General features: G+C 59.7%; 11 protein-coding genes. 8 read left to right on the forward strand and 3 right to left on the reverse strand.

All coding sequences use genetic code 11. From position 1 onward, the window contains the following. The first annotated feature begins 167 nt into the window (after positions 1 to 167). The 4 genes from SM764_RS21755 to SM764_RS22615 are packed head-to-tail and all read left to right on the forward strand — an operon-like array spanning position 168 to position 1,737. Complete coding sequence (locus SM764_RS21755; protein WP_274829666.1) at positions 168 to 890, forward strand: response regulator; 723 nt, start codon at positions 168 to 170, stop codon at positions 888 to 890. Continuing rightward, positions 887 to 1,327 carry a hypothetical protein gene (locus SM764_RS21760; RefSeq protein ID WP_369002773.1) on the forward strand — a complete coding sequence of 147 codons (441 nt, stop codon included), beginning with the start codon at positions 887 to 889 and terminating at the stop codon, positions 1,325 to 1,327. Before SM764_RS21755 ends, SM764_RS21760 begins: the two co-directional genes overlap by 4 nt. Positions 1,328 to 1,347: 20 nt before the next feature. Continuing rightward, on the forward strand, positions 1,348 to 1,554 hold the full coding sequence (locus SM764_RS22610) for a thioredoxin domain-containing protein (protein WP_490363097.1): 207 nt from the start codon (positions 1,348 to 1,350) through the stop codon (positions 1,552 to 1,554). Between the two features lie 27 nt (positions 1,555 to 1,581). Further along, a complete protein-coding gene (locus SM764_RS22615) occupies positions 1,582 to 1,737 on the forward strand; it encodes a hypothetical protein (RefSeq protein WP_490363095.1) in 156 nt (51 codons plus the stop codon). 39 nt (positions 1,738 to 1,776) lie between these two features. Here SM764_RS22615 and SM764_RS21770 read toward each other — a convergent pair whose 3' ends face one another. Further along, positions 1,777 to 1,977 (reverse strand): heavy-metal-associated domain-containing protein, encoded by a 201-nt coding sequence (locus tag SM764_RS21770; RefSeq protein WP_274829661.1) that lies wholly within the window; start codon positions 1,975 to 1,977, stop codon positions 1,777 to 1,779. A 163-nt stretch (positions 1,978 to 2,140) separates the two neighbouring features. Between SM764_RS21770 and SM764_RS21775 the strand changes: the two genes are divergently transcribed. Both SM764_RS21775 and cueR read left to right on the forward strand, forming a co-directional pair. Next, positions 2,141 to 4,648: a heavy metal translocating P-type ATPase gene (locus SM764_RS21775; RefSeq protein WP_369002774.1), complete on the forward strand. Its 2,508-nt coding sequence runs from the start codon at positions 2,141 to 2,143 to the stop codon at positions 4,646 to 4,648. Between the two features lie 12 nt (positions 4,649 to 4,660). Beyond that, positions 4,661 to 5,086 carry a Cu(I)-responsive transcriptional regulator gene (cueR, locus tag SM764_RS21780; RefSeq protein WP_369002775.1) on the forward strand — a complete coding sequence of 142 codons (426 nt, stop codon included), beginning with the start codon at positions 4,661 to 4,663 and terminating at the stop codon, positions 5,084 to 5,086. A gap of 256 nt (positions 5,087 to 5,342) precedes the next feature. Here the strand turns inward: cueR and SM764_RS21785 are convergent, their stop codons facing one another. Both SM764_RS21785 and SM764_RS21790 read right to left on the reverse strand, forming a co-directional pair. Then, the gene (locus SM764_RS21785; RefSeq protein ID WP_369002776.1) at positions 5,343 to 6,329 is read right to left on the reverse strand and encodes a response regulator transcription factor; all 987 of its coding nucleotides are present in this window, start codon (positions 6,327 to 6,329) and stop codon (positions 5,343 to 5,345) included. Between the two features lie 66 nt (positions 6,330 to 6,395). Next, the gene (locus tag SM764_RS21790) at positions 6,396 to 7,313 is read right to left on the reverse strand and encodes a LysR family transcriptional regulator (protein WP_369002777.1); all 918 of its coding nucleotides are present in this window, start codon (positions 7,311 to 7,313) and stop codon (positions 6,396 to 6,398) included. A gap of 113 nt (positions 7,314 to 7,426) precedes the next feature. Between SM764_RS21790 and SM764_RS21795 the strand changes: the two genes are divergently transcribed. Both SM764_RS21795 and SM764_RS21800 read left to right on the forward strand, forming a co-directional pair. Continuing rightward, positions 7,427 to 8,605 carry a pyridoxal phosphate-dependent aminotransferase gene (locus tag SM764_RS21795; protein ID WP_369002778.1) on the forward strand — a complete coding sequence of 393 codons (1,179 nt, stop codon included), beginning with the start codon at positions 7,427 to 7,429 and terminating at the stop codon, positions 8,603 to 8,605. Positions 8,606 to 8,779: 174 nt separating this feature from the next. Then, positions 8,780 to 10,057, forward strand: a complete 1,278-nt coding sequence (locus SM764_RS21800) for an NAD(P)/FAD-dependent oxidoreductase (protein WP_369002779.1) — start codon at positions 8,780 to 8,782, stop codon at positions 10,055 to 10,057. The last annotated feature ends 328 nt before the right edge of the window (positions 10,058 to 10,385 follow it).

Genomic DNA, 10,385 nt, shown 5'->3' on the forward strand with positions numbered 1-10,385 from the left:
ATCCTCCTTTGGTTCGGGGCGATACCCATCACCTTGGGATGATTGCGCAGAATGGAAGGCCGTCGCATCATCAGAATTGTAACGGTCTGTCGCAAGCCGACCGTCTGATACAATCCGCTACAATTGCGATGGTGAAATTCAAACGGTCTTTCCGGTAGGACAAAAGCATGGGACCTCAGCCGCATATCCTTGTCGTCGACGATCACGCGCAGATCCGTGAAAGCGTGACGCGCTACCTTGAAAAGAATGGGATGCGGGCGACAGCGGCCAAGGACGCCGCCGATATGGACGTGCAGCTTGCGGCAGGGCATTTCGATCTGGTTGTGCTGGACGTGATGATGCCCGGTGAAGACGGCCTGTCGGCCTGTCGGAGGCTGGCCGACGACGGCACCGTACCAGTCATCATGCTGACCGCGCTTGGCGAAGAGAGCGACCGTATCTCCGGTCTTGAGATCGGCGCAGATGATTACCTTGCAAAGCCATTCAATCCGCGCGAGCTGTTGGCCCGGATCAAGTCGGTCCTGCGGCGGAGCAGGCGGCAAGACCCTCTGGCCGGGCGGCTGGCGGGGCACAGGGTGCGGTTCGAACATCTGGTGCTCGACACCGACCGGCAGATCCTCATTGATGACAACGCAGATGAAATCCCGCTGACCAGTTCGGAATTCCGGCTGCTGGTGGTCCTGCTGGAACGGGCGCGCATGGTGCTGAGCCGCGATCAACTGCTTGATCTCACGGCCGGGCGGACCGCCGGTCCCCTGGATCGCACCATCGACAACCAGATCAGCCGCCTGCGACGCAAGATCGAGCCCGATGTCCTGCGCCCCCGGATCATCAAGACGGTGCGCAACGGCGGGTACTGCCTGGCCACGGATGTGGAGGAGGAGGCGTGATATTACGTCGCCGGATGTCGCTGCGGGTGCAGTTGACCCTGCTGGTCGTTGCGGCACTGGTCGCGGCGCTGCTGCTCAGCCTGTTCCTGTTCGCGGATGAACGCAGCCTCGCGATCCGCGCCGCGCTTGGCTTTGAAGCCGCCGGGCGCGCGGCAAACGTGGCGCGGCTGATCGAGGAAGCGCCTCCCGATCTGCATGCTTCGATCCTGCGGGCCGCGAACTCGCCTCTGGTGCGTTTCGAAATGGCGGATATCGCGTCGGTCCAGCACATGGATCATTCTGACGGCGGCCTTGTCGAAGCCCGTATCCGCACGCTGCTGGACGACAGTTACAGCCGGGATATCCGCGTCGAGCTGCACCAGATCGAAGGGCAGCTGATGCCGCTGCCCAACCTGTCGCCGGAAATGACCGAAACTGCCCCTATTGCCGCCGGGTAAAACCCGAGGTCCGGGCGCTGATCGAGGAAGATCCCAATATCCGGCTTGTCTACCGAGAATGGCCGATCCTTGGCGACGGCTCGGTCTTTGCCGCCAAGGCCGCGCTCGCGGCGCGGGTGCAGGGCAAATATGAAGAATTCCACTGGGCGATGATGGCAATCAATGGCCGAGCCCAGGAGGCCACGGTCCTGCGCGTCGCCGAAGAGGTCGGGCTGGATCTTGAATAGCTGAAAAAAGACATGGAGGCGCCGGAAGTGGCTGAACACATCGCCACATCGATGCGTCTGACCCAGGCGCTTGGTTTCAACGGAACGCCGTCCTTCGTTGTCGGGGGTGCGCTGGTGCCGGGGTTTGTTGAAAAGGCCCAGCTTTCTGAACTGGTGAGCACAGCTCGGGACCGCGCCGAATAATGGGGATCCCGCGCCGGAGGGGGCCGACGCGGGACTGGATCAGGCGGCAGCGGGCTGCGAGTCGTAGCCCGCGTCTTTGATCACGGCGGCAAGCTGATCAGTCGACAGTGCGCTGTCGATCTTCACCAGGCGTTCGCCGAGGTCGCAGGCAATCGTGGCGGCCGGATCTGCGGCCTTGACGGATTTTTCGATGGCGGCAGTGCAGTGGCCGCAGCTCATGTCCGGAACCTTGAATTCCATTTCGAACCCTCTCTGGTTTGGTTGCAGGGCGAGAGATGGGGCTTCCAGTTAGGGGAAGGTCAAGACGTGATCTGAGCTGTGATAAAATTTTGACGCGCCCTTGACCTTCCAGTGACTAGAACCACCATGTAAGGCACAGCCACACAGAATCGAGGAGGCTGTCATGCCCGAACAAACCCCTGTTACATTGTCCGTCGAAGGCATGTCCTGTGCCTCTTGCGTTGGGCGCGTGGACCGCGGCCTGACGGCGGTTGAGGGCATCCATGACGTCTCGGTCAACCTTGCATCTGAAACCGCACGACTGGTTGCCGACAACCCGGAGCGCATCGCAGACGCCATCGCGGCGCTCGACAAGCTTGGTTACCCGGCGCGGGTGGCATCGGTAACGCTGAACGTGGAATCGATGTCCTGTGCCTCTTGCGTGGGGCGCGTCGACAAGGCGCTGGAGGCGGTGCCGGGCGTGCTTGATGTCAATGTAAATCTCGCATCTGAAACCGCGACCGTGCGCTATGCCGAAGGCGCGGTCACCCCCGCCGAACTGATCGCGGCCAGCAAGGACGCCGGCTATCCCGCGACCGTGGCAGAGGCGGCGGGCGGTGAGGATCGCACAGCCCGCAAGGCCGAAGAGGCCCGCAGCCTTGCCCGGCGCATGGCTTATGCCGCCGCCCTCGCGCTGCCGGTATTTGTGGTCGAGATGGGCGGCCATGTGTTTCCGACCTTTCACCACTGGATCAACGCCACCATCGGTCAGCAGACCAGCTGGCTGTTGCAATTCGCACTGACGACGCTGGTGCTGATCGGGCCGGGTCGGATTTTCTATCTCAAAGGCTTCCCCGCGCTGCTGAAGGGTGCGCCGGACATGAACAGCCTTGTCGCGGTGGGTACCGGGGCGGCCTATCTTTACTCCGTTGTCGCAACCTTCCTGCCTGCGCTTTTGCCGGACGCGGTGCGTGCGGTCTATTTCGAGGCGGCAGCAGTCATCGTCGTGCTGATCCTGCTGGGGCGCTTTCTTGAGGCGCGCGCCAAGGGGCGCACGGGCGCCGCGATCCAGAAACTGCTGGGGCTGCAGGTGCGCACCGCCCGCGTGATGCGGGGCGGCGAGAGCACCGAGGTCTCTGTCGATGAGCTGGTGCAGGGCGACATCATCGTCGTCCGCCCGGGCGAGCGCATTGCCGTGGATGGCGAGGTGATCGAGGGCAGCAGCCACGTCGACGAAAGCATGCTGACAGGCGAGCCGGTTCCAGCGGAAAAGACCGCTGGTGATGCCGTCACCGGCGGTACCGTGAACGGCGCAGGAAGCCTGCAGTTCCGCGCCACGCGGGTTGGCGGTGACACCACCCTCAGCCAGATCATCCGCATGGTCGAAGAGGCGCAGGGCGCCAAGCTGCCGATCCAGGGGTTGGTTGACCGGATCACCCTGTGGTTCGTGCCCGCAGTGATGGCCGCCGCGACCCTAACCATCCTCGTCTGGCTGATCTTCGGCCCGTCGCCCGCGCTGACGCTGGCGTTGGTCGCAGGTGTATCGGTGCTGATCATTGCCTGCCCCTGTGCCATGGGTCTGGCCACGCCGACCTCGATCATGGTGGGCACCGGCCGCGCCGCTGAGATGGGCGTGTTGTTCCGTAAGGGCGACGCGCTGCAACAGCTGGACACGGTCGAGGTCGTGGCGCTGGACAAGACCGGCACCGTGACCGAGGGCCGCCCGGAACTGACCGACCTTGTTCTCGCCACAGGTTTTGAACGGGCGGAGGTGCTGTCCAAAATCGCCGCGGTGGAGGAACGTTCGGAGCACCCGATCGCCGAAGCTATCGTTCGCGCCGCCCGCGCCGAGGGCGCACCACGCGCTGAGGCGGGCGATTTCACCTCGGTCACCGGTCACGGCGTGCGCGCCATGGTGGACGGGGCGCAGGTGCTGGTGGGGGCCGACCGGTTCATGGCCCGCGAAGGCATCGATACGGCGGCGCTGTCGGCGCAGGAGACCGAGCTTGCCAAACGCGGGCGTACCGCGCTCTACGCGGCAGTTGATGGGCGGCTTGCGGCGGTGATCGGCGTGGCCGACCCGGTGAAACCGGCCAGCCGCGCGGCCATCGCTGCGCTGCACGAAAAAGGGCTGAAAGTCGCCATGATCACCGGCGACAAGCGCGAGACAGCTGAGGCCATCGCCCGCGAAACCGGCATCGACCACGTGATCGCGGGGGTTCTGCCCGACGGCAAGGTCGCGGCGCTGGACGAATTGCGGCAGGGGCGCCAGATCGCTTTTGTCGGGGATGGCATCAATGACGCGCCTGCACTTGCCCATGCCGATGTCGGCATCGCCATCGGTACCGGCACGGATGTGGCCATCGAAAGCGCTGATGTGGTGCTGATGTCGGGCGATCTGCGCGGTGTGGTCAACGCCTTCGAGGTCTCTCGCCGCACTATGCGCAACATCCGCCAGAACCTGTTCTGGGCCTTCGGCTACAACACCGCGCTGGTACCGGTTGCTGCGGGCGTACTGTATCCCGCCTTCGGTGTGCTGTTGTCGCCGATGCTGGCGGCAGGTGCGATGGCACTGTCGTCGGTCTTTGTCCTGACCAACGCGCTGCGCCTGCGCCGGGTGGCGCCAGCCATGGATGAAAAAGCGGGGGCCACTGGCGCCCGCGCAACCAAGGCGCCGATTCCGGCGGAATGAGGGGAGGTTGAGGTGAATATAGGTGACGTATCACAGCGTTCGGGGCTGCCCGCAAAAACGATCCGCTACTACGAGGATATTGGCTTGGTCTGCCCGCAGCGCAGCGAAAACGGGTATCGCAGGTTCCGTGAACAGGACCTGCACAAGCTGGCCTTCCTCGGCCGCGCCCGCGCGCTTGGTTTTTCCATCGGCACTTGCCGGGTGCTGATGGCGCTATACGAGGACGAGGGCCGGGAAAGCGCGCAGGTCAAGCGCATTGCCGAAGAGCATCTGGCCCAGATCGACGAGAAGATCACTCAGCTCCAGTCGATGCGCGACACGCTGAACCAACTGGTGCATGCCTGCATGGGCGATGGCCGCCCCGACTGCCCGATCCTGAAGGATTTGGCGCGAAATACGACTGGCAAAAATACTGGGGAGCCTGACGTGCTTCGATGAGACGCAAGCATGAATTCGTAAGTGTTGTGAGGGCTGGCATTTCGGTCGCGAAGAAAGTGCTTTTGTCCTCGGATTTCGCGGCGTTTTCTGGGCAAGATCCAAAGATGAGGTGTGAAAAAGGCTAGCGCGGCGGGCGCTTGAGATATTTGAGGGCTATGCCGCGCCGAGACTGACAATCTGTAAGATCAAACCTTAAACCTCTCACTGAATCGATGGACAAGTGGGGCGGGGCAGGTCCGTCGTTTAATCCTTAGGGCTAGCCGAGAAGTCGCCAGCCATATCGAACGATTTTGGCCGCAGCTGCGGCCCGGTTTGTTGTACCCAGCTTGACCAAGATGGATTCGACATGCGCATTTGCCGTTCTGAGCGTGATGCCAAGATTGCCTGCTATATCGAGACTTCGCCGTCCGTCGGCTAGCATTCCGGCGGCCTCTAGCTCACGTGGGGTGAGTGGAGGGGCGATCTGTCCTAGATCACAGAGGATCAGGTAATTTCCGTGTTCCCCGAAGTAAGAAGCGCGGGTGCTCCAAAGGCGAACTGAATGCAGCCCGTCCTTGCCGCGGACCAGCCAGTTGGAAGCCCCAGGCCCGATTTTGGACCAAGCCTCCTCCGGTATGACATTTTTTTTCAGCCCCAAGGCGTCGGTGCCATGTAGCGTAAGGACCATGCCGTCGTTGTTAATTGCATGAACCGCTTCGATCTCACTGTCGTCTTGGTTCAAGATGTTGCGAAACGAGATGGGATCCAGCACGTTTGCGATAGCAGTTGATGCCTCGTCGAGAAGCGCACGGATGTCGTCATCGACGCTCCCCGCCTCTGCAAATGACAAGTTTTGAAATCCAACCAATCTGCCGGAAGAGTTCAATAACGGGGTTGTCACACAGTCATGGTGTCCTTCTTCCTGGATGCAGCAGCTAAGAACGTTTAGGTCCGGATCTTGGCCCCATTGTACATCGTTGCGCCTCAGAGACTGCGGCTTTGAAAACAGGCCAAGCGCTGAAAGCTCTCTGCGATAGTTTTCTGATTGCAAATGGGACAGCATTCGATGGCTGTACCCGGCAGAGAAACGCGACTTGAGGCTGTCGTCATGCGAAACAATTAAAAAATTGGACGCCACGATGGGTGCATGGGAATTTAGGCTGGCAACGATCTCTCGGACCTGAGCTTTGCGCGACAAGGAGGATGTTGTAATCGCGGCAATCTCTCCTAGGGTTCTGCGAAAATTTTGAGTACTTAGGTCCATGTGTATAGTTTGGCTGAGCCAAGAATACTGTCAAGGCATGGAACATGGAAACTGCACCTGTAAAGGTTATTCGACCCTGGAAAAGCTTACGGGCAGTTCGGAGCCGGTTGTCTCCGATAGCCAGTTGATAAGCCTTACCAAAGGAGCGCGAGGGGCGATAGATTTTGGCCAAACGAGATAGTAGCGGTGCGGCAGTTCCATTGGTTTTCCGAAAGCTCTGACCAGCCGACCCTGCGCTACTGCTCTGGTCGCAATAAATTCAGGTAGGAGCGCCACACCGAAGCCAAGCGCCGCCGCCTCGGCCATGGTAGAAAATTGATCGAACAGCATCCCGTGCAATTTTCCTGCGGAGCAGTCGTGGTATTCGAACCAGTCCTCCCAGGCGCCCGGTCTGGATTCCAGGTGCAACAACGGCAATTCGAGCAGGTGCTCAGCCGTGGTGGGAGTGCGCGCGAAAAGATTTGGCGAACAGACTGGGACAACTTGCTCGCGTGCGAGTTCAAGATAGTCGACGCCCTGCCAGTCACGTGCTCCAAAGTGGATCGCCGCGTCGAATTGTTCGCGATTGAAATCGAAAAAGCCCAGCCGCGTTCCTAAATTGACAGTCACGTCGGGGCTTTCTTCCGAGAATTGCTTCAGCTTTGGCGCGAGCCAATGCGTCCCAAAGGCGGGAAGCGTTGCGAGTGAAAGGCTACCGCCCTTATGGTTCGCCTTGATCCTGAGTGAAGCACGCGCGAGTTTTTCAAGGCAATCGCGCACCGAATTTGCGTAGTCCTTACCTGAAAGGGTCAGCGCCAAACCATGCCCACGGCGTTCGAACAGGGCGGTGCCGAGTTGCTCTTCCAACACCTTTAACTGACGGCTGACCGCCGAATGGGTCAGGGACAATTCTTCTGCGGCTGCAGTGGCTGTCCCAAGGCGCGCGACTGCTTCGAGAGCCAGTAGTGAACTGATCGACGGGAGGAAACGGCGCGGTGCCAGCATGTGAGTTTTTCTCCAGGTGCGTTGAGAACAAGTCGTTTTAATTATGGATTGCATGAATGGTAGTGTGACGGGAAGAGAAAACAGGTTATATTCCAGCAAAGGCGGCTTCTGCCATGAACGTATCTACCGAATTTCGGCGCGCAAAGCGTATTGCGTCGGTTGAGATTTCCGAAATCGTGCGCCTATCTGAACAGGCGGCAGCCAAGCGTGCCGCTGGCCGAGACGTCATCGCGCTTTCGACTGGGGAGCCAGATTTCCCGACCCCGAGACACGTAGTCGAAGCCGCGCACCGTGCAGCACTGGCCGGCCAGACCCGATACACCGCAACCGCCGGGACTCCGGAACTGCGCGACGTCGTTGCTGCCAGGGCAGGGGTCGCCCGAGGTGAAGTCCTGATCTCCACCGGGGCAAAGCAGGTTCTGGCCAACGCCATGCTAGCGACGCTTGACCCCGGTGACGAGGTGATCATCCCCGCGCCCTTCTGGTCATCTTACGTTGATATTGTGACAATGGCAGGTGGGTGTGCAATCACCGTGCCTTGCCCGATGTCTGCCGGTTTCAAGCTCTCTCCGGAAGCGCTGGAGCAGGCGATTTCCTCAAAAACTCGCTGGCTGATGCTGAATTCGCCCTCTAATCCAACCGGGGCAGTCTATAGCGCTGATGAACTTCGGGCTCTCGCGGAGGTTCTCGCGCGCTATCCGCATGTCTGGGTCATTTCTGACGAGATTTACGAGCACCTCAACTATGTGCCGGTGGTGTCATTCCGACAAGCCGTTCCGGAAATGCAAGGTCGAACACTGATCGTGAATGGCGTTTCAAAGGCCTGGTCTATGACGGGCTGGCGCATTGGGTGGGGGATCGGGCCGAAGGACCTTATCTCTGCGATGACTGCGGTGCAGGGGCAGGTGACATCCGGCACCTGTTCAGTGTCGCAGGCGGCTGCATTGGCTGCGTTGACGGAAGAGGACAGGCACCTGCAACTCCGTCGGGCAGCCTTTCTTGCGCGACGGGACCGACTGGTGGATGGTCTCAATCGGATTGTTGGTATCGAATGCCCGACGCCGGACGGGGCATTCTATGTTTTTCCGTCGATAGTTGGACTAATGGAACGGGGTAATTTTGCATCGGATGCAGCATTCTGTACCTGGCTATTGAATGAAGTCGGCGTCGCCATCGTACCAGGACGGGCATTCGGTCTGGACGGTCACGCGCGTATTTCTTTTGCCTATTCCGACGATGAACTGGCCGTAGGGTTGGAGCGGATTTCCGAAGTTGGTGATCGGTTCTGCTGACCTCGGCTATTCAAAGCGACAAGTTTAAACTGAAAAATCTAGGGGCCTCGGATCGCCTGGGGAAAGAAGTTGTCATGAAGGACTGTGAGAGGGCCAAGTTACTCGGCCTAGAGGCGCTGCCAGAAAATCACGGCGCGCCATTTGAAGCGTATATCGTTGGCACAGGGGGCAGGTTTGAATTTTGATCATCGTGGAAACCTGTGGCAGCAGACTTGCGCCGAGGATCCTGGCGCAGGTCCACTTGGCCGAGATCTGAGGGTCGACCTTGCAGTGATCGGTGGCGGATTCACCGGGGCCTCTGCAGCTCTTGAGGCCGCATCCCGTGGCGCTTCGGTTGCTGTGCTTGAGGCTGGAAATATTGGTCAAGGTGGCTCTGGCCGAAATGTGGGCTTGGTGAACGCCGGGCTTTGGCTTGCGCCCGATGAAGTCATACGTCAGATGGGCCACGATTCTGGACGGCAGTTGATCTCGGTTCTCGCTACCGGGCCGGACCGGGTATTTTCTTTGATCCGGTCACACGGAATAAATTGTGATCCGGTACAAAATGGAACGCTGCATTGTGCTCATTCGCCGCGTGGATTGCGGAATTTGCAAAATCGGCACCGTCAGGGCACATCGCTGGGTGCGCCTGTGCAGTTGTTGTCAGCCGAAGAAACTATCCGACGCACCGGGGCAGCCGGGTTGCATGGGGCGTTGTTTGATCCGCGTGCCGGCACGATCCAACCGCTGGCCTATTGTCGGGGGTTGGCGCGCGCTGCCCGAGAGGCTGGAGCTCAAGTGTTCTGCGAAACGCGTGCGACGGGCATCAGCAGAAAAGGTGGTCTATGGCATTTGACTGCCGGAGCGCACAATGTGCGCGCTAGATCACTGCTGGTGGCAACCAATGCATATCACGAGCCATTGACGGGGCTGAACGCACCACAGTTTATTTCTATAAGCTTTTCGCAATTCGCAACTCAGCCTCTCTCCGCGAAATTGCGCCAGGAAATCGTGCCGGGTGGGGAAGGGTGTTGGGACACAGCCCTGGTGATGAGTTCGTTTCGGACCGACCGGGCAGGGCGCCTTGTTTTTGGTGGAATTGGTAACTTGGAAGGGGCAGGCGGAGGAGTGCATGCAACGTGGGCAATGCGAAAGCTGAAGCGCCTGTTCCCAAAACTGTCGGGGTACACGCTCGAACATGCGTGGAGTGGCAGGATTGCGATGACTAGTGATCATATTCCAAAAATCGTCGAGTTCGGGCCACGTGCATATGCCTGCATGGGCTATTCTGGTCGCGGGATAGCTCCAGGAACGCTGTTCGGAGCCGCTGCGGCCAGGGGGTTGTTGGCAGAAAGGCGGGAGGACTTGCCGATCCTGCCTGTCCGAAATCACGCAGAACGCTTCAGAGGCACGCGTGCTGCATACTACGAATTGGGTGCGACACTCACCCATGCCATAAAGCCGCTGCCATGAAGCTTGAAACGCTACTTTTGAGTCAAGGGCGCAGCAGGATCTCAGTGTGTGCAGGCATTATCTGCCCGTGGCAGGCTCTTTGAGAGCATAGGCACAAAGTATCCAGCACTGTATTGGTATTTCTTCCAATATCTCGTGTCGTTCGGGGTTCGTAGAGTTCTTCCACATAACAAAACAGGGAAGAAATCATGAACCTCGAAGAATACGCGGGCCACGATGCGGTGGGATTGGGGAACCTCGTCGCGAAAGGTGAAGTCAGTTCGGAAGAGCTAGTCGAACTCGCACGAAAGGGCATCGAGAAGACCAATCCGGAACTGAATTTCCTTGT

Origin of the sequence: Pseudophaeobacter sp. 1A16562 (genome assembly GCF_041008785.1) — a bacterium.
In the GTDB taxonomy this organism is placed as follows: Bacteria; Pseudomonadota; Alphaproteobacteria; order Rhodobacterales; family Rhodobacteraceae; genus Phycobacter; species Phycobacter gallaeciensis_A.

Bases quoted from the DNA above. Each gene is read 5' to 3' on its own strand.
- SM764_RS21770 (WP_274829661.1), bottom strand. From the start codon at position 1,977: ATGGAATTCAAGGTTCCGGACATGAGCTGCGGCCACTGCACTGCCGCC.
- SM764_RS21785 (WP_369002776.1), bottom strand. From the start codon at position 6,329: ATGGACCTAAGTACTCAAAATTTTCGCAGAACCCTAGGAGAGATTGCC.
- SM764_RS21795 (WP_369002778.1), top strand. From the start codon at position 7,427: ATGAACGTATCTACCGAATTTCGGCGCGCAAAGCGTATTGCGTCGGTT.
- SM764_RS21790 (WP_369002777.1), bottom strand. From the start codon at position 7,313: ATGCTGGCACCGCGCCGTTTCCTCCCGTCGATCAGTTCACTACTGGCT.
- SM764_RS21775 (WP_369002774.1), top strand. From the start codon at position 2,141: ATGCCCGAACAAACCCCTGTTACATTGTCCGTCGAAGGCATGTCCTGT.
- SM764_RS21755 (WP_274829666.1), top strand. From the start codon at position 168: ATGGGACCTCAGCCGCATATCCTTGTCGTCGACGATCACGCGCAGATC.